The sequence below is a fragment of the Faecalicatena contorta genome (genome assembly GCF_021531995.1).
Taxonomy (GTDB): Bacteria; Bacillota; Clostridia; order Lachnospirales; family Lachnospiraceae; genus Dorea_A; species Dorea_A contorta_A.
Window position 1 is genome coordinate 1 of sequence record NZ_JAFBIZ010000025.1, and the last position, 19,369, is coordinate 19,369.

A 19,369-nucleotide genomic window follows, 5' to 3' on the forward strand; every position below is an offset into this window, starting at 1 on the left:
CTTCTAATAGTTGGTTTAAATAGTTGGAAAGGGCAGAATCAATCAAATAATCCTGTTCTTTGTTAATATATTCTTCGACAGATGAACATTGATTTAATGCGTCCATTAGTTCATCGGTTGGTTTTTTAATCATCTGTATCACCTCGTAGAGAGTATATCATGGGGAAATCGGGTTGGCAATGGGAGAAAGTTATGTATCAGTGGTTAGTAGAGAACTTGAAAGAGTATTATACCTTTGTAAAAATATTAAAGAAAAAAGATTGCGGTGAAGTGCTTTTATATAAACATAACCAGTTGGGAAACTATGTGGTAGTGAAGAAATTAAAGGGGATTTATCCTGCGTATGAAAGACTGCTTGGGGTGAAGCAAAAACACCTGCCATTAATTTATGAAGTATGTCGTAATGAAGAAGAAACGATTATTTTGGAAGAATTTATACCGGGGATTACGATTGCAGAACGATTGGAACAGGAAACATTATCAGAAAGCTATGTGAGGGAAATCATAAGTCATGTGTGTGACGGATTATATGCGTTGCATTTGAATCAGATTATTCATAGAGATATCAAACCGGAAAACATCATGGTTATGAAAAATAGAGAGGTCAAGATTATTGATTTTGATGCTGCTAAAATTTATAAAATGTATTCGGAAAAGGATACGAGAACAGTGGGTACAATAGGATATGCTGCGCCGGAACAGTACGGAGAAGCACAATCAGATGAGAGAACGGATATCTACGGATTAGGAATTATGATGAACGTCATGCTGACTGGAAAACACCCTGTGAATGAAATGGCAACCGGAAAAATCGGAAATATTATAGAAAAATGTATTATGGTAAATCCAAGTAAGCGTTACAAGGATGTAATGGAAGTGAAAAAACAATTAAATAAATTGCATTACTAAGCAGTGTGCATAGTACAAAAAAACTGCCTGTCATTATAATGATGATAGGCAGTTTTTCTGCTAGTTGGATGAATTGGAACGGGGGTAAGGTTTCTTTTCATCTGTCAGTCCGGAAAGATAGTCCATGCTTGTGCCAAGGGCGAGGGCTATCTTTCGACATTGTTCAAAGGTATAGTAGCGTTTGCCGTTTTCTATCTTGGAGTAATCACTTTGGTCTATACCGGTCAGATGTTGCATTTTGATTTGGGTATAGCCACGTTCTTTACGCAAGTCTTTTAAGCGTGACAATAGGCATTGCACCTCCTCTTTGGAGTTTTGAATATATTTAAATTATGGCATGATGACCTATTGACTATCAGGGGGTAATTGACCTAAAATGTAATGAGGATGAGAGTATACGAAGGAAATGGTTTTATGGATATCTTAATGAAAGATGAAAGAGAAATAATCATAGAAGCAACTAAGGAGAAGTACGTATGAAGAAAATATGTTTAAGGTGTGGCAATGAATTAAGTGATAATGCAAAATATTGCAGCAAGTGCGGTAGTCAGTATGAAGAGTTAAAAGCAGAAGCACAAGGGGCAGAGCTTGCATGTCAAGAGGAGAGTAAGTTTTGTACGTATTGTGGGAACAGAATAAGCATGAATGCGAAATTCTGTCCTATATGCGGAAATAGTTTGATACTTAGTAATAACAAGCAAGGTCAGATGAAAATGCAAAAAGAGGATGTGCTGACGAAAGTAAAAAAAGGTGTAGGAGGATTCGTTAATACAATTAATGAGATGACAGGTCAGGAGGGAAATGTTGAAATTCATTTAAAGGAATTAGTTAGTGGAGTGTTAAAGAAACATTCCCTGACGGAACGAGAAGAACTTTTTATTTGTGGAACGGAAAAAACAACTCCGAAAGAAAGTGAAATGGTTGCTGAATGGCCGAAACCTTGGTTGTTTTCGAGGATCTTTCTGCTTTTTTCAATCGTGTTTATAGGTCTTCTTATCGTAATAGTGGAATTTGGAAATATGAATGGCGTTCCGGGAGCGATGTTTGTGGGAGCATTGACAGTACCATTTTCGCTGGTTATTTTCTTTTGGGAAACAAATGTGCCACGGAACATCAGCATTTTTGATGTCATATCCACATTTTTTCTGGGCGGTGTTTTCTCTTTGATTTCAACACTATTGTTATATGATGTAGTAGGTGTTGGAGAATTAGATTATATAGGTGCAATTCTGGTTGGTATAGTGGAAGAAATAGGGAAAATCATAGTTGTTGGACATTATATCAAAAAGCGAAACACAAAATATATCTTGAATGGTTTATTATTAGGTGCTTGTGTCGGAGCAGGATTTGCAGTATTTGAGACTGCGGGATACGCTTTTCAAGCTCTATTGTATTCTCAGGATATTTTCTACATGATTGATATACTGTTTTTGCGTGCAATTCTCTCAATAGGAGCACATACAGTATGGACGGCGATAGCGGCAGTAGGACTTGTTCTGGCAAAAGGCGAGAATGAGTTTGAGAATCATGATTATTACAAGCCTCAGTTTTTGAAATTTTTAGTACTTGTAATTGTTATGCATGCCATTTGGGATATGCCAATTACGTTTGGAAACTCTATACATTTAGTACAAGTATTATTGTGTATTATTGCGATTACAATTGTTTTTATTTTGCTTAGTTCAGGGCTGAGACAGGTCGCGTTCATTGCAGATAAGGCAAGAAGAAATATAAGAAATACCTTTCAATATACGGAAGAAAATACAGGTGAAAATGATGTTAGTGGAGGACAGGAAGATGAGTAAATACTGTGAACAATGCGGAACAGAATTAGAAGATAATGCAGTGTTTTGTCCAGAGTGCGGAACGAAATGTAATGATGAAAATAATGAAATAGAAGAACCAGTAAAGAAAAATAAAAGTAAGAAAAAGATATTTTTGATTGGAATAGGTATTCTTTTGGTAGGATTTTGCACTATAGGAAGTGCGACAGGATTCTTTTCCGATTTCAAAAAAGGGTATGAAGACGTAGAAAATAAATCATCTGCGAAATCACGGGAATCGTTTTTAACAGAAGACGGAAAAGCGTACAAGATGACGGTTCAAGACTACTGTGACAGATTTAATGAAATAGCAAACAAATCGTGGTGCAGTGGTGATGAAGAAATTTGGCGTAAGGAAGTATATGAGGGAACGTTGGAATCACTACAGGAAGCAGCCGCTTACGATTCGGAAGTAGGAGAATTGATCGCTCAAACTATGACACCTCAAATGATACCTGGAACAACTTTGTTGGAGAGTGAAGATACAGATGAGCTCCCGAGCGGAGATAATTATTTAAAATATACTTATACGAACCAGTATTCTTTGATCCCAGATAATATTGGGGTTCAGATTTTAGCTTTAAAAGATACGAACCAAATTGTGGGAGTTACAGCACAATTTCCAATGGAGTATCGAAATGTTGGAGATAAATTCGGAAAATTAATATGTGATTCATTTGGGGAGACTACAGATGAGTTTCAAGAACTGTATATTAAAATGAAGGAGGCAGGCGGATATGGTCATATGTACAAAGATGGAACGGTGTTTGAACTAATGTACTATAATAATTCGGAAGAAGCTGCCTTGTTTAAGATGAGTGCCTGTACGAAAGAACATTATGAAGAGGCATGGGTAAACAATCCTGATTTGCCAAGTAAAGAGAATCCGATTCAAAATAGTGAAGAGGATTCGGAAGTAAGTAATGAGGAAAATACAGAAGCAAATAATGTAGAAATAAATGATACGGAAACGGGCATCAATGAAAGTTCGGGAACACAACAAAATGAAATTCTTGAGATGTTTGATAATTTAATATTTTACGAGGGAACATGGGGAGACTTTGGATCGCATGTAAATGAATATCAAGGAATGGTAGAAAGTGCAATTAAAAATTCAATTTCTCTTTCAGATTATTTTGGCGATGTGAATGGTACATATATGATTTTAGAAAAGAGAGTATTAAACGATGATGTGTTAGAGAATGGACAATCAGCAACAAATCAATTATATACGATTACTTTTGAAGGACCGAGTGTGACGGGAACAGGAGGAGCAAGACATTTGGAGTGTACGGTAAGCAGTCCGGATGGAGTTAGTTTGATATATAATGAAATTTCATATTATTGATTGCTGAAGGTTGAGAAGTTAAATCAGTATTGTGAAGAGCACTTAGTGACATTTACAGACTTTTTAGAAGTTTTTTGGTAGCCCGCTTGACTTAAACGGTGATTTGCTTTTAAAAGGACAAATACGAGTTTGACAATTTTATAAAGAGGAAGTGTAAGAGAGATTTCAGAAATGGAGTCTCTTTTTCTTTTGTAAGAATAAGACTTGATTATTAAGAAAACAACAGGAAAAAAGAATGTTTTTTGAGGAGGTTTTGAAAGACTAAAATCGAGTATATTCATAAAAAAGTAAGATACTTTAAATGTGAATAAATTGTGAACAATTCTAAGTTGAGGATGCGGAACCCTGCTCAGAACGAGTTCGTATTATCCGGGCTATAAGCAAAACTCGGAAATATGATTAAAGGAGGTCTTGCTATGACTCAACGAACAAACCACAGCAAAAATATTTATATTTCAAGGGAGGAGGTGGTTGGTAGGATTCCTCTGGATGATTCTATTTCAACGACATGTGTTACAAATCATATTGTTGAAATGACGGTGATGGAAAAACAGATTAGTCGGAAGTGTGGAATTAAGAGATTGGATAAATGTCATTATGTGAATCTGAGAACCGGAGAGGTATGTGAATTCCGTCATTCAGTGAAAAATCAGAGGAAGAATATGAATAAGGCATATACAACTCTAAGAAGGCTTATCAATTATAATTTTACTGGAAATGAATCGGAATTACATGCCACATTGACTTATGGAGAGGATATGCAAAGCCGTGATAATGTGTCTGCTGATTTTAAAGCCTTTTGGAAAAGACTGAAATATGCTTATCCTACATGTGAATATATAGTAATCTATGAACCTACTGAAAAAGGGGTCTGGCATGTGCATGTTTTGATTAAAGACAGAAATGGAAAAAGGTTATTCATACCAAAGGATAGACTAAGCGATATGTGGAGGAAGGGATATGTCTGCGTAAACCGTATTTTAGATAATGATAATATTGCAGCATATTTTATGGGATTATTTTCGGATAGAAATAAAGAAAAATCAAGATCTAAGAAAGTCGAAAGAATTCCGTATTATGCAAATAATTACCGCTTATACTCTCGCTCTAAGGGCATTAAAACCCCACCTCTTTACAAAGAAACTTATAAACAGGCATTAGAACGTGTGAAAGGATTAGAACCATGTTTCGAGAATGCTTATGGTATTTATGATTCAGAAGATGGAACAGAACTGAATGTAATTTATCATAAACAGTATAACAAAAGAAGAAAATAGTGAGTAGTAAAGAGTAAAAACGAGGAAACGTACTTAAATTAGTGGACTTTATCGAAGAAAGGAGATTTTCAGATATGAAAATAGAAGAATTACAGAATGATATTATTTCAAACGAGGAATTGTTAGAGGATATTTCTTACAATATGAAAAACTTGATTTGGTTAAGAACGGCTTTAGAAGTTATGGGTTTCATGGAGTGTGACAGGTGGAATAAGTTTAATTCTATGGCAGATGAACTTAAAAGAACTTACAAAGAAGTTCAAAAGGACATGTTAAGTAATCAAGTATCAGACATATTGGAAGAAAAATAGAATACAATATGATAAATAGTTGGAAGAGGTAGGTTTATATGGAGATTGTCGTGCATTATCCGGAAGATAGGCAGGGCATCAGTGCTTTGAGAAAAGCAGTAGCAGAAACTCATAGTGAATACATATATACCTATATAGAAAGACTTCAGTGTTCACAGGAACAAAAGAAGATGATTATAAAAAGCATTGATGAAATGCTGACTTAGAGGCGAGTAGAAGGCTGGCGGTATCACATACTGCCAGTCTTTTGTTGTAAGAGAAGTAGATTTATCTTTCAGAAGCCTTTATTTGATAAATAAGACAAAAGAAACTGTTCCGCTAACCCGGCTTCGCTTAAAAAGGAAAAGGGCAGGAGAGGGCAAGAAGAAACATTTGTCCGTTGTGTTAAAAATAATTAAATAAAAAGGAAATCAAATGATTTTCATGCCGGCTTCAAAAAGTTTTTTATAAATATCTTTTGGGAGATTTCGATAGCCGTTTTCCCAACATTGTAAAGTAGTTCTTGATACACCTAAAATGTCTGCAAGTTGTCGCTGAGTCAGTGAATTGTCTTTGCGAAAAGATTTTAGAGAGGAAATTTGATGCTGATATAAAAAGAGATGATATGTATCTAATAGTTCGGACATTTTCAAGTGATAAAAATCAGCGAGTTTTTCTAAATCTCTAACAGGGAATTGTTCATAATCAGGATTTTCATAGTTGTTATACAAGGACAGGTGTATGTTTAGATATTCTGCAATATCTTTTTGTCGTAAACCTTTCATGTGTCTTGCATAGCGCAATTTTTCTGCAATGGTAGGGACATCTTCGATGGAAGAATAGAGTAAATGATATTGTTCTGATTCTGTAAGGCGGTGTAGGGGATGGAAAATAAAATGATGAACATATAAAAGAGTGTGTTCAGATTCATTGGCATTGTGCCGGAATAAAATAGCCATCCTGTTATTGATGATTTGCAGAGGTTTCCAGTTTGCGTATAAGGCTCGCTCATTCCGGTTTTTTAAATCCTTAAGAGCCGTTGCAATGGGGTTGCTTTGGAAATACCTATGGTGCACATGATGGGAGTTCGCTTCTGGAACGTTATATCGATGATCTTTCAAATCGATGGAAAAACTGTATCTGCGTTGGAACCGGCAATGAAGCAGCGAGCGCAGGCCATACTGCCGGTACGCTTCGGGAAGGGGAGGAGAGGCGGATTCAGCTTGCTGTTCAGAGCCGTCAGACTGCGATCAGTGTCCAGATCTGGAAAGAGTATACGGATCAGATTGAGATTGCGCTGATTACACCGGCCGGAGTCCGGGTGGGTCCGCTTCAGGAGGTACTTGGCCCACAGCGATTTGTGGTCGGAGGGACAAAGATTCTTCTGTATTATGGAAAGCCCAGTCCATACAGTACTTCACAGGAAATATATATCGATATGCTGCCACGGGAAACTTATATTACGGAAGGCATATGGCAGATTGTTTTGATGCCGCAGAAGATTGTTACAGGTGCATATGAATTATGGCTTCCAAGTGAAAGTGTTCTGAATCGAGGAACCGGTTTTACTAATCCAACGGATAATACGACACTCACCATTCCTTCTACTGCCGGGCGTGTGATATCGGTAGGTGCGTATGATGCATTGACATTTGCGTACGCAGATTTTTCAGGTCGGGGTTTTACCAGAATGCTGAATCTGGTGAAGCCTGATATCGTGGCCCCGGGCGTGAATGTGACAACAACCGTGCCGGGAGGAGGATATGCGAGTTTTTCCGGTACCTCATTTGCAACTCCATTTGTCACAGGAAGTGCGGCGCTCTTGATGGAGTGGGGAATCATAAAAGGAAATGATCCATATCTGTACGGGGAGAAAGTGAAAGCGTATCTGAGAAGAGGGGCAGGACAGCTTCCAGGGTTTACGGAATATCCGAATCCACAGGTTGGGTACGGGGCGTTGTGTTTGAAAGATAGCTTTCCGGAATAAAGGAGCTTCTTGTATAATTCAAATATAAGGAATACCGAGAAAGAAGGTTGAGAAAAAATACCTCAGAGTAAAATAAGATTACTGACTTTGCACGGTTAGTAAATAATCTTATTGAACAGAGAGGTATCTGAAATGAATTATAACGCACAGAACGCAAAAATTGCATCTATTACGGAAAAAACATTAATTGTCGGAATCGATTGTTGGAAGTGAAACTCATTATGCAAGAGCTTTTGACTGGTGCAATTTCGAGTACTCAAAAAAGCCATTTGCTTTCAATAACGATGAAGCTGGGTTTGCTGCATTCAAAGTATGGATGGAAGATATCGCAGAGAAACATGGGAAAGAGGCGGTGATTCAAGGAATGGAACCCACCGGTCATTACTGGCTGAACCTTGGAACGTACCTGCAGGAACAGGGGATGAAGCCGGTATATGTGAATCCACATCACGTAAAGAAATCTAAAGAGCTGAATGATAATAACCCGAACAAGAATGACCGTAAGGATCCAAAAACGATTGCGGCTCTGGTGAATGAAGGAAGATTTTCGTATCCATATATCCCTACAGGGATTTATGCATAGATCCGAAATCTGCTGAATGATTACGAAGTATATAAAAACAGAATGGATGATCTGATGCAGGAGATAGAAGCGAAACTTGCAGAGATTCCTTATATTGATAAACTGATAGAGATAAAGGGGATCGGTTTAAAAACTATAAGCTGTTTTATCGCAAAGGTGGGTGATATTCGATGTTTTGATAACCCAAAGCAGCTGCAGAAGCTGGCGGGATATGCCATTGTTGCAGATAGTTCCGGTAAACATAACGGGGAAAGCCGCATCAGTCACAGGGGAAGAAATCACCTGGATATGCGTTGTATGAAGCTGCGATATCTGTGATAGGAAAGAATAAAGAGTTTAGAGAAATCCATGACTATTACAGGACGAGGAAGCAAAATCCTTTGAAGAAGATGCAGTCGGTCATAGCGATTGCGTGTAAGCTAATCAGGATTTTCTACACGATACTGACAAAAGGCGTAGATTATGATGTTCAGAAGATGTTGAGTGATATCGTAAGGCTGGAAACTGTAATGGCAGCATAAAAATATCAGAAAACAGTCAGTATATCGTGGTTAGTTTGAGCATTTGAGTAAAGAATGCTTGAATGCTGAGACCAGCCACGGTAGCTGGAAGTATAAAAAACGGAATGCAACAGGAAAACATCCACGGAAAAGTGCTGTTGCTGGAAGGAAGAAAGTCAGTAATAAAACATACAAAGAATGAGCCAGTAGTCGGCAGGAATATTTTCCAGAGGGCATGACCCTGTAAGGGAGCTAAGCTGACACCCTGGTTATGGACAGGCAGGACGAGAGCAGTTAGGGCTCAGCTTATGTGGGCTGATGATCTTGGTAGACACGGGAGGTTCGCTGCCGTAGATGGAGGGGTATACATCGAGGCCATTTAGAATGAATAGTGATGACGTTTTATTTGGTGTACCCATTATTACTATATATCTGCCCTGTATGAGGTAAAGATCACTCCATAACCTTAGTTCCATTTATTGACAGGTATCAAAAAGTATTGAATTTATTGAAAAAAGCACTTGATTATATGGAGAGGGAGAGAATCATGCTTTTTTAGGACAATCCAGTTTCTTTAATGCATCAGCAATGGGTTCTTCAGATGCAATACAGTCAGTGTTACATCTTTATTATTTACACTCCTGCAAATGGCTGATATAATCTGTGTATATAGGCATCCTCCTTGTGTGTGGATTAATGAGTTTGGTGATTTCATTATAGAACACATTGGTGGATGCTTATAGTTTATTTAAAACTTTTCACTCTCACGTATAGATGAAATAGAAAGGGAAAGTAAAGATGAATGACAACAATACACAATATTATGCGAAATCAAAGCGAGAAGATGGGACCCAGGAGTTGCTTCGAGATCATTTGGAAAAAGTCAGTGAGATGGCTGGAGTGTTTGGAGAGCAGATTGGAAGTAGAAAAACAGCCGAATTATGTGGAAAATTGCATGATTTTGGGAAATACAGTAAAAGCTTTAAAGGTGTTTTGGAGAGAAAATATACTCACATTGATCATGCACTTTGTGGAGCTGCATTTTTGTATTGTCTGTTAGGAAACAGAAAAGCTTCGTTTTGTTACCGGGCAGCGATAGAAGCAATAAATGGACATCATGACGGCATTATTGGATATGATGATCTGGAAATATATTTGATAAATAGTCTTCAATTGGGTGATCCTGTGGAGTGCAATAATCAAAAGACTGCGGCATTAGCAGGCCAGAAACAATATCAGGAAGCGACAAAGGCCTTTCTTAAAGATTTTCCTCAATTTAAATCAGAAGCTCAGGCAATAGAAAACGTGCAGAAGCTGGATGTAATCGATGAATCTATAGATGCGATGTTATATACACGCATGTTGTTTTCCTGCCTGGTAGATGCAGATTATACCATTTCATCAGAAAAGGAGTTGCAAAAACCACTGGAATTTAAAGCGAAACAATGTTTGAAGGCATTGGATAAATATAGAGAAGAATTGAAAAAGAATGTAAAAGGTTCTTCGGTCGTGAATGACCTTCGTGACTTATTGTTTGAAGGGTGTGGGAAGACTGCAAGATTAAAAGAAGGTTTATTTACTCTTACAGCACCTACAGGAACGGGAAAGACACTGGCATTATTGAATTTTGCATTGCAGCATGCAGACGAATTTGAGAAAAAGCGTATTATACTTGTACTGCCGTTTCTTGCATTGACGGAACAAAGCTACGAAGTGTATTCGAAAATAATTCCGGAGATTTTACAGGATCACAGCCAAAGTGAGCTTGATGACAGGCAGCGGGAGTTTGCGGAACGCTGGGAGTCACCATTCATTATAACTACTTCGGTTAAATTTTTTCAGGCGTTGTTTGCGCAAAAGCCAACAGACTGCAGGAAACTACATAATATTGCAAACAGTATCATTTTGTTTGATGAGGCACAAACTTTACCGGCAAATCTTTTGGCTGCAACTTTAAATGCTGTAAATGTATTATGTACCCGATATCACTGTACGATGGTTTTTTCTACTGCTACGCAGCCGGAATTTAAAGATATACAGGGAGTATCCTGGAAACCTATTGAGATTGTGCCAGAATATCCGATGATGTATAAAAAATTAGCAAGAACACAAGTGGAATGGAGAATAAAAAAACAGATTCCATTGGAAGAAATAGCACGGAAAATGGAAGAGGAAGAAAATGTTTGTGCAATTGTAAATCTTCGCAGACACGCAGTTAAATTGTTTGAAGTTTTAAAAAGTGACGATTGCAATCGGGAAGAAATATTTTTCTTAACAACGGATCTGTGTCCGAAACATAGAAGTGAAGTGATAAGAAATATAAAGGAAAGACAAAAGGCAGGATTGCCATGTAAAGTAATATCGACACAGTGTATTGAAGCTGGTGTGGATCTGGACTTTCGTGTTTTGTACAGAGCGCTGGCACCGCTGGAAGCAATTATTCAGGCAGCAGGAAGATGCAATCGAAGTGGAAGGTTTGAAATGGGAAAAGTGGTGGTTTTTGAACCGGAAGTGGAAGGCAATTTGTATCCTCCGGATAAATGGTATCAGAATGCGGCAGTTGTTGTAAAAGAAATTTTATCCAGAGAAAATATCGATATCAACGATCCGAAATGTATATCCAATTATTATGAGATACTTTTTCGGGAATATGCAAAAGATAAAGAGGCATTGGCAAAAGCGATTGAAGATAGAGATTATAAAGAAACTGCCAGGGAATACAAACTGATCGACAACCAGGGCAAAAAAGTGATTGTTCCTTTTCGTGAAAAAATGCAGTTGTATGAAGAGGTGAGAAAAGAGCTATTAAGTGGTAATTTTACGCCGGAACTAGTAAAAAGATCAGCAGAAATTACCGTTAATACTTTTGAAAAGGATATAGAGAAGTATTGTGAACAGGCGTATTATTTTGACCGAAAGAGGAAACAGAAGATGGAGTCAGGGTATTATGTTCTGCGCACACAGTATGAGTATATGTACCGGGAAGATATGGGACTGCAGTTTGAAGAGGAGGGAGAAAACAAAAAGTGTGAAGATAATGGTTTGATTTTGGGTTGACAAAGAATGGTTTAAAATATATAATTAACATGACAGCAAAAAATGCTTGTTATTATGGATACTTGTTTTTATGCTTGCATTTATGATTTGCTGAGAATTGAAATATGTTCATTATTTATGTGTGCGTATGGGGCTGTTTTATCAGCCCCATACTGTCAAATAAGAGGAGAAGGGAGTGACAGGAATGGAGTTATCAATAGAGGTCTGGGGGGATTTTGCTTGCTTTAACCCGCCCTATGCAAAAGTGGAAAGACTTACATATCCCTTTCCCACGCCATCAGCGTGCCGTGGGATTTTATCAGCTATTTACAGTAAGCCTGTGGAATTTTACTGGCAGGTCAATCGGATAGAGATTTTGAATCCGATTCAATATATAAGTTTTAAACGGAATGAGGTGAAAACCAGAGTTAGCAATAAAGTAATATATAGCGACGAGGAAAGGACGCAGAGACAGACCGTTGCATTGAAAGATGTAAGATACCGAATCACAGCATCTATTTGTCCGAGACCGGCGTTTAAAGGAAGAGAACAGCAGCTTTATGATCAGGCTTACAGAAGGATAAGAAATGGAAAATGTTACTATCAGCCGTCGTTCGGCCTGAGAGAATTCGTGGCTTATTTCGAGGAAAGCGACGGAAGCAGAGCGGCCGCTGACATCAATATGGATGGGGGATTAATGGTTTATGATATTTTTGATCTTCATGATTATGAGGTGAGAAAAAAAGTGAAACCGCAGCTGTCATTGTATCATGCTGTTGTGGAACATGGAGTTATAAAAGTTCCGGCTTATGACAGCCCAGAAGTGATGAAGGGGGGAAGAAAATGCTGAAGGCATTTTATGATTATGCAATACGAAATGATCTGGTTTTGCCGCCTGGATATTGTAACAAAACAATACAAGCATATGTTTCATTAAGCAGGGAAGGACAATTCCTTGGAATTATATTAGGCGATGATACGCCTGTTTTATGCCCGGATATTGGAAGTCTGGCGAATGGAAAGGAAAAGTGCAATCCTATTGTAGAAAAAAGATCCGTGATTTTTAAAGATGCTTCAGATTTAGAAGATAAGGCAAAGATAAAAAGAGATTTTTATTATCAGGTTTTAAAAGATGGGAGCGATGTTGTTCCGGAATTTGAAGTATGTGTGAAAGTGGCACAAGACGAGAAAACGCTTCTGGAAATTTCGGAAGCATTGAATGAAAACAAAATTAAGGGATCAGAACGTATTTCTTTTATCGTTGATGGGAAGAAAATTGTAAAGGCAGAGGGCTTGAGGGACTGGTGGAATATTTATCGGAAGAAATTTATTAATGCAGAAAAAAAAGAAAAAACTTTATGTCTGATTACCGGAGAAGAAACGGTTCCTATGGAAACGGTTCCTCCGATTACCGGACTTGCAGTAGTTGGGGGACATGCCCGTGGAGATGCCCTGATCTGCTTCGATAAAAGTGCTTTTTGTTCCTATGACAAGAAGAAAAGTGCGAATGCACCAGTATCAGAAACTGCTTTTTTCGCGGTTAAAGCTGCGTTGGATCATTTGTTGAAAAAGGCTCCTGTATTGGCAAATATGAAGTTTGTACATTGGTATGAACAGGATGTTGCAGCAGAAAATGATCCTGTTCTGAGTGCAAATTTTCTTGGAATAAATATGTTGGTGGATGATGAGGAAGATGAGGAAGTATCAGAGGAAGATAAAAAAAGAAAAGCCAGAAGCGCTGAAAATCAAGCTTCCAAATTGATTAAAAGTGTAAAAACAGGAGAAAAAATCGCACATTTACCCAGCCAATATTCCATAGTTTTGTTATCTGGTGTTAATGGGCGTGTTATGGTTCGTCAGTATGAACATGGTTCCTACGAAGAACTTCAAAGCAATATTGACCTTTGGAATAAACAATTGGAACTGAAAGCTTTGAATGGAATACAAAACGAAAAAAGTAAAAAACTCAGTGCAAGACTATTATGCTTACTGAAAAAACATAATTCTGACAGCAATATTTGGGATAGAGTGAATAAAGAATTACCTGAAATTACACAGGCGGTTATTCGTGCAATTATACATGGTACTTCGCTGCCGGATGCAGTCGCGCTTCGTTCGTTGGCGTATATTCGTTCGCAAATGCTGGAAAATGATGAGAATCAGACCAGTATGAAAATACCAGATGCGACAGCATGTCAGTGGCTGAAGGTCTGGCTTATGAGAAAAGGAAAGGAGAATGAAATCATGTCAGAATATGATCCTAAACACAACAGTTCTGCCTATCATTGCGGTGCTGCTATGGCGGTGCATGCAGCAATACAGAATGTGGCAATGAAAAATGTCAATGCTACAATCGTCCAGCGATATTATTCAAGTGCAAGTCAGATGCCTGCGCTGGTACTAGGGCAGATATCCAGATTATCAGCCTATCATCTGGAAAAAATAGAAAATGAATGGCTGAGAAAACAGTATGAAGAGACTTTGGACGGAGTGTACTGTGCAATTGGAAATGAAATTCCAGCAACTCTGACATTGGAACAACAGGCTTATTTTGCCTTGGGATACAGACAGATGTGTACGAAATTACAGAAAGATAAAAATGAGAGAATAGAAAAGATTAAAAATAATGTAAAAGATCAAAACATCTAAGGGGGAATTTATTATGGCAATTAAAAATCGTTATGAATTTATTTATTATGTGGCATGTACAGATGCCAATCCGAATGGAGATCCAGATATGGGAAATACTCCAAGAGTAGATCCTCAGACCATGCAGGGATATATTTCAGATGTATCTACGAAAAGACTGATCAGAAATTATATTACCATGTCCCGCGAAGGAGAACCTGGAATGGAGATCATTGTTCAACAGTCAACAAATATGAACCGTCATATTGCCAGAGCGAAAAGAGAAGCAGGTGTTGAAGATTGTGCAAAAGCGAAAGAAGCGATTTATGCAGGACGTCAGAAAGCGTGCGAATTGTTTTATGATGTACGGACATTTGGAGCAGTAATGAGTACTGGTCCAAATGCGGGACAGGTGAGAGGCCCTGTTCAGATCACATTTGGAAAAAGTCTGGATCCGGTTTTGCCATTAGACATTTCCATAACTCGTATGGCAGTAACGGACGGGGAAAAAGATTTGAAAATGGAAGATTATCAGCGGATGGAAAATGAGAAACCGGAAGATAAACTTCGGACAATGGGACGTAAACAGTTCATTCCATTTGGTTTATATGAAATCAGAGGATTTATCAGTGCCAATCTGGCGGCGGAAACTGGATTTGACGAGGAAGATTTAAATCTTTTGTTCGAGGCAATCCTGAATATGTATGAACATAACCGTTCTGCAAGTAAAGGAGAGATGGAAGTAGTTTCACCATTGATTATTTTCAAACATGTGGGGACAGATTCTGATCTGGAGCAGAGAGTCCGTCAGGCAAGATTGGGATGTGCTCCAGCGCACAAGTTGTTTGATCTGGTAGAAGTGAAGAAAAAAGAGTGTGTAGTGTATCCAAGAAGTTATCATGATTATAATGCGATTATTCATTTGAATCATGTGCCAAAGGGCGTTGAGGTTGGTTTTAAAGAAGATGCATTTAGCGATATTGTATGGAATCAACTCCCTGAAAACGAGGAATGGTTTAAAAATGAATGATAAAGAGTATATTCCATTAAGCTGGCTTTCTCAGATGTGTTATTGTCCCAGGCGGGCTGCTCTTCTTTTAAATGAACGGGTATGGGTGGAAAATGTGGAAACTGCGAAAGGTCGTGCGGAGCACGAACGTGTTCATACTCAGAGAATTGAGAAAAGAGGAGAATTTCTTAAACTCTATGAATATGAAGTGGTTTCCGAAGAACTGGGAGTGAATGGAAAATGCGATTGTATTGAAGCAACCAAATCTGAGGGTGGATGTATCATTCCGGCTGTAAATTTTAAAGTAGCTCTGTTTCCAATAGAATATAAACATGGAAAAGTCCGGGAGGATGAATTAGAGTATAAGATACAGCTGTGTGCAGAGGCCATGTGCCTGGAAGAAATGTATCAGACGAAGATTCACGCAGGGGAAATATTTTTTATATCTTCACATAAACGTCTTCGGATTGAGTTTACGGAAGAACTGCGTACAATGGTTCGTGATACAGCTACAGAGTTAAGAAAAATCCGTGAATCATTTATAATTCCAGCGGCACAGTATAGTTCCAAGTGCAAAAAATGTTCTATGTTAGAATACTGTATGCCGAAAGTGAAAAAATCAGCTTCTGAATATTGCAAAGAATTAAAACTGGAAGCAGAAGAGGGGAGATGTATATGAAAAAGCTTTTGAACACGATCTATATTCTGACACCTGGAAGTTATATACATGTGCGCAATCAGAATATAGTTGTAGAAATGGACGGAGAAGAAAAAGTTTCTGTTCCAGCTCGTAATATTGAAGCAATTGTATGCTTCGGGCAAAATACAGTTTCAACCCCATTGATTGGATTTTGTGGAGAAGAAGGGATTTCACTTGTATTTTTATCCGAGAATGGAAAATTTCTTGGAAGAATATGCGGACCTGTAAGCGGAAATGTTTTATTGCGAAAAAAACAGTATGAAAGTTTAAATGATATTGAATTTTCCACTCGGACAGTAAGAAACATTCTTTATGGAAAAATTCGTAATGCAAAAGTGGTTCTTATGAGAAATGCAAGAAATAAAGATTCAGATGAAAAAAGAAGTGCTTTAGTGGCGGCATCAGATAAACTTAGTAATATTGCAAAAAAATTACAAAATGTCAATGATATTGATTCCATGCGAGGATTGGAAGGTGCAGCAGCTACGATCTATTTTGCCCAATTTGATAATATGCTGGATTCAAAAGAATTTGTTTTTGATGTTCGAAGCAGAAGGCCACCGAAAAATGAAGTAAATGCAGCGTTATCTTTTGTTTATATGCTGTTGATTCGCGAAACGCAATCTGCCTTAGAAACAGTAGGACTTGATCCGGCAGCGGGGTATTTACATGTTCTGCGGCCGGGACGTCCGTCTTTTGCTTTGGATCTGGTTGAAGAATTGCGGGCACCATTGTGTGATCGGTTTGTTTTGTCACTTTTTCATAAGGGACAGCTGCAAATTAAGGATTTTGAAACAGATTCGGAAGCGGTATATTTAAATGACAAGGGAAGAAGGACAGTTTTAAATGCCTGGCAAAAAAGGAAAAAGGAAACAATCAAACATCCTTTCCTGGACGAAAATATTGAAATTGGAATGATTCCCTATGCTCAGGCAATGTTATTTGCCAGAGTGCTGCGTGGCGATTTGGATGAATATCCGCCGTATTCCTGGAGGTAAACCATGTTGGTAGTGATAACTTATGATGTAAATACGATGGATGCTGCAGGGGAAAAGAGACTTCGAAGAGTAGCAAAATTATGTGAAAGATATGGTGTTCGGGTGCAAAACTCAGTTTTTGAAGTTTTAGTAGACGCAGTGCAGCTTACGACATTAAAGCATGAATTAAGCAAGGAAATAAATAAGAATTTGGATTCCATCCGGTTTTATCGGCTGGGAAATTCTTACCAGAACAAAATTGATTCTATGGGAAAAAAGTTAAAAGTGGAGGCTGGGGAACCTTTGTTGTTATAAAACTTTGCGCATATATTTCCCATACATAAAATTCCAGGAGATTGGCGCAATGAAAATTGCACAAATATCAGGTCTATATTGATTAAATTGGGGATTTGAAAGAATTAATTTTGTGAAAATGTATTTATTGAATAAAAAACAGCGAAAGACCGATAGAAAAATTGTTGGTTTTTGCTGAAGCCCCTCTCGCGGGGGCGTGAATTGAAATAGAGAAAGAGTATGGGCATGGCGAAGAAGCTTGAAGCCCCTCTCGCGGGGGCGTGAATTGAAATTGATCGATATGCTTGGAGATACAGATCTGTTGCCGGAAGCCCCTCTCGCGGGGGCGTGAATTGAAATATTTCTCATGTATGGCGCAAACGGAGCAGATCTGAAGCCCCTCTCGCGGGGGCGTGAATTGAAATTACTTTACCGGCATCTTTTCCACGGTGGACACCGAAGCCCCTCTCGCGGGGGCGTGAATTGAAATTTTTTATTTTGCAGAAAAATATAGAAAGAGTGAGGGAAGCCCCTCTCGCGGGGGCGTGAATTGAAATTGGCCTGTCCGGATCAACAAGCGCGCCGAAGGCAGAAGCCCCTCTCGCGGGGGCGTGAATTGAAATTAAGTTGATTGACGGGACCGTGTCAGAAGCAAAGGGAAGCCCCTCTCGCGGGGGCGTGAATTGAAATTGGTGTTTACAGAGGATAAAAAGAAGGATGCAAAAGAAGCCCCTCTCGCGGGGGCGTGAATTGAAATGGTAAGATAGCGGATACCTTGGGGAATTCCAAGCCGGAAGCCCCTCTCGCGGGGGCGTGAATTGAAATTCGTAACAAACAACGCCCAGCTCGATACCCACAACCGAAGCCCCTCTCGCGGGGGCGTGAATTGAAATGGATTCCCTTGGGACTGCTGCACTTCTTAATCGAAGCCCCTCTCGCGGGGGCGTGAATTGAAATATCCATCGTGAAATGAAGATGATATACTTTCTTTTGAAGCCCCTCTCGCGGGGGCGTGAATTGAAATAATTTCAATTTTTACAAACGCTCTGTTCAGTGTTGAAGCCCCTCTCGCGGGGGCGTGAATTGAAATTCTTACCTGTCTATCGCTAATACCGATCTGCTTTGGAAGCCCCTCTCGCGGGGGCGTGAATTGAAATATAGTCTCGTCCCTGGAAATTGTTAAAACCAGTTGGAAGCCCCTCTCGCGGGGGCGTGAATTGAAATAGAATCAGAATTCCAAAATGCTGTTATTAAAGCTGAAGCCCCTCTCGCGGGGGCGTGAATTGAAATAGCGGACGGAACGACCAAAAACGAATGGAACACCACGAAGCCCCTCTCGCGGGGGCGTGAATTGAAATCGTGAACGCATCAAGCGAGGGATATGGACCTTCGGGAAGCCCCTCTCGCGGGGGCGTGAATTGAAATGGGATATTGTTGATTCTGTTTTTATACTGCAGGGAAGCCCCTCTCGCGGGGGCGTGAATTGAAATTTGATGTCTTTTCCCATACTGAGTGCAGTCACTGTGAAGCCCCTCTCGCGGGGGCGTGAATTGAAATTGGGTATTACAAAAAATTGAATGTGATCGCAATTAGAAGCCCCTCTCGCGGGGGCGTGAATTGAAATGCTCACAACATTCTCTTCTGGTTCGTTCTCAACATGAAGCCCCTCTCGCGGGGGCGTGAATTGAAATTGGTTCCGCTTTCCGAAGATCGTCGGGAACAACGAAGCCCCTCTCGCGGGGGCGTGAATTGAAATTTGCTCCGGAAAGCCGTGCAAGCGTAGATCCCTGAAGCCCCTCTCGCGGGGGCGTGAATTGAAATATTTGTTGCATCCCAAACCATTGGGACCATAAGCGGGAAGCCCCTCTCGCGGGGGCGTGAATTGAAATGTACCCGGCACGCCATAACCGGATATTGTGATCACGAAGTCCCTCTTGCAGGGGCGTGAATTGAAATGAATTTATGACAGCCGACGTGCAGGCCATGGGAAACGAAGCCCCTCTCGCAT

At 39.3% G+C, this 19,369-nt stretch carries 15 protein-coding genes, 2 pseudogenes and 1 CRISPR repeat array; of the genes and pseudogenes, 15 read left to right on the forward strand and 2 right to left on the reverse strand.

Annotation, left to right across the window (positions count from 1 at the left end):
• Positions 1-192 precede the first annotated feature (192 nt).
• Positions 193-909 carry a serine/threonine-protein kinase gene (locus tag JQM82_RS05125; RefSeq protein ID WP_235248974.1) on the forward strand — a complete coding sequence of 239 codons (717 nt, stop codon included), beginning with the start codon at positions 193-195 and terminating at the stop codon, positions 907-909.
• Between the two features lie 60 nt (positions 910-969).
• Here the strand turns inward: JQM82_RS05125 and JQM82_RS05130 are convergent, their stop codons facing one another.
• Positions 970-1,197 (reverse strand): helix-turn-helix domain-containing protein, encoded by a 228-nt coding sequence (locus JQM82_RS05130; RefSeq protein WP_059068077.1) that lies wholly within the window; start codon positions 1,195-1,197, stop codon positions 970-972.
• A 188-nt stretch (positions 1,198-1,385) separates the two neighbouring features.
• Between JQM82_RS05130 and JQM82_RS05135 the strand changes: the two genes are divergently transcribed.
• The 5 genes from JQM82_RS05135 (at position 1,386) to JQM82_RS05155 (ending at position 5,874) form a co-directional block, all read left to right on the forward strand.
• Complete coding sequence (locus JQM82_RS05135; RefSeq protein WP_235248975.1) at positions 1,386-2,714, forward strand: PrsW family glutamic-type intramembrane protease; 1,329 nt, start codon at positions 1,386-1,388, stop codon at positions 2,712-2,714.
• On the forward strand, positions 2,707-4,080 hold the full coding sequence (locus JQM82_RS05140) for a zinc ribbon domain-containing protein (protein WP_235248976.1): 1,374 nt from the start codon (positions 2,707-2,709) through the stop codon (positions 4,078-4,080). The genes JQM82_RS05135 and JQM82_RS05140 overlap by 8 nt, the downstream gene beginning before the upstream one ends.
• A 416-nt stretch (positions 4,081-4,496) precedes the next feature.
• Positions 4,497-5,357 carry a rolling circle replication-associated protein gene (locus JQM82_RS05145; RefSeq protein WP_235248977.1) on the forward strand — a complete coding sequence of 287 codons (861 nt, stop codon included), beginning with the start codon at positions 4,497-4,499 and terminating at the stop codon, positions 5,355-5,357.
• 74 nt (positions 5,358-5,431) lie between these two features.
• Positions 5,432-5,668 carry a hypothetical protein gene (locus JQM82_RS05150; RefSeq protein WP_154323041.1) on the forward strand — a complete coding sequence of 79 codons (237 nt, stop codon included), beginning with the start codon at positions 5,432-5,434 and terminating at the stop codon, positions 5,666-5,668.
• A 38-nt stretch (positions 5,669-5,706) separates the two neighbouring features.
• Positions 5,707-5,874, forward strand: a complete 168-nt coding sequence (locus tag JQM82_RS05155) for a hypothetical protein (protein WP_235248978.1) — start codon at positions 5,707-5,709, stop codon at positions 5,872-5,874.
• A 204-nt stretch (positions 5,875-6,078) separates the two neighbouring features.
• Here the strand turns inward: JQM82_RS05155 and JQM82_RS05160 are convergent, their stop codons facing one another.
• The gene (locus JQM82_RS05160; protein ID WP_235248979.1) at positions 6,079-6,606 is read right to left on the reverse strand and encodes a helix-turn-helix transcriptional regulator; all 528 of its coding nucleotides are present in this window, start codon (positions 6,604-6,606) and stop codon (positions 6,079-6,081) included.
• 95 nt (positions 6,607-6,701) lie between these two features.
• Between JQM82_RS05160 and JQM82_RS05165 the strand changes: the two are divergent.
• The 9 genes and pseudogenes from JQM82_RS05165 to cas2 all read left to right on the forward strand — a co-directional run.
• Positions 6,702-7,634 (forward strand): annotated as a pseudogene (locus JQM82_RS05165) (S8 family peptidase); the annotation flags it as partial.
• A 132-nt stretch (positions 7,635-7,766) separates the two neighbouring features.
• Positions 7,767-8,738: pseudogene (locus JQM82_RS05170) on the forward strand (IS110 family transposase).
• Between the two features lie 777 nt (positions 8,739-9,515).
• Entirely contained in the window at positions 9,516-11,774 is a 2,259-nt protein-coding gene (gene cas3, locus JQM82_RS05175; RefSeq protein WP_235248980.1) for a CRISPR-associated helicase Cas3', read from the forward strand.
• Between the two features lie 184 nt (positions 11,775-11,958).
• Positions 11,959-12,603: a type I-C CRISPR-associated protein Cas5c gene (gene cas5c, locus JQM82_RS05180; RefSeq protein WP_235248982.1), complete on the forward strand. Its 645-nt coding sequence runs from the start codon at positions 11,959-11,961 to the stop codon at positions 12,601-12,603.
• Positions 12,597-14,402 carry a type I-C CRISPR-associated protein Cas8c/Csd1 gene (gene cas8c, locus JQM82_RS05185; protein ID WP_235248983.1) on the forward strand — a complete coding sequence of 602 codons (1,806 nt, stop codon included), beginning with the start codon at positions 12,597-12,599 and terminating at the stop codon, positions 14,400-14,402. Before cas5c ends, cas8c begins: the two co-directional genes overlap by 7 nt.
• A 13-nt stretch (positions 14,403-14,415) precedes the next feature.
• Positions 14,416-15,411 carry a type I-C CRISPR-associated protein Cas7/Csd2 gene (gene cas7c / locus JQM82_RS05190; protein WP_235248984.1) on the forward strand — a complete coding sequence of 332 codons (996 nt, stop codon included), beginning with the start codon at positions 14,416-14,418 and terminating at the stop codon, positions 15,409-15,411.
• Positions 15,404-16,069 (forward strand): CRISPR-associated protein Cas4, encoded by a 666-nt coding sequence (gene cas4 / locus JQM82_RS05195; RefSeq protein ID WP_235248985.1) that lies wholly within the window; start codon positions 15,404-15,406, stop codon positions 16,067-16,069. Before cas7c ends, cas4 begins: the two co-directional genes overlap by 8 nt.
• Positions 16,066-17,088 carry a type I-C CRISPR-associated endonuclease Cas1c gene (gene cas1c / locus JQM82_RS05200; protein WP_235248986.1) on the forward strand — a complete coding sequence of 341 codons (1,023 nt, stop codon included), beginning with the start codon at positions 16,066-16,068 and terminating at the stop codon, positions 17,086-17,088. Before cas4 ends, cas1c begins: the two co-directional genes overlap by 4 nt.
• Before the next feature lie 3 nt (positions 17,089-17,091).
• Positions 17,092-17,382, forward strand: coding sequence for a CRISPR-associated endonuclease Cas2 (cas2, locus tag JQM82_RS05205; RefSeq protein ID WP_235248987.1), 291 nt, complete (start codon positions 17,092-17,094; stop codon positions 17,380-17,382).
• Positions 17,383-17,558: 176 nt separating this feature from the next.
• Positions 17,559-19,317: direct repeats of the CRISPR family, unit length 32 nt; unit sequence GAAGCCCCTCTCGCGGGGGCGTGAATTGAAAT.
• The last annotated feature ends 52 nt before the right edge of the window (positions 19,318-19,369 follow it).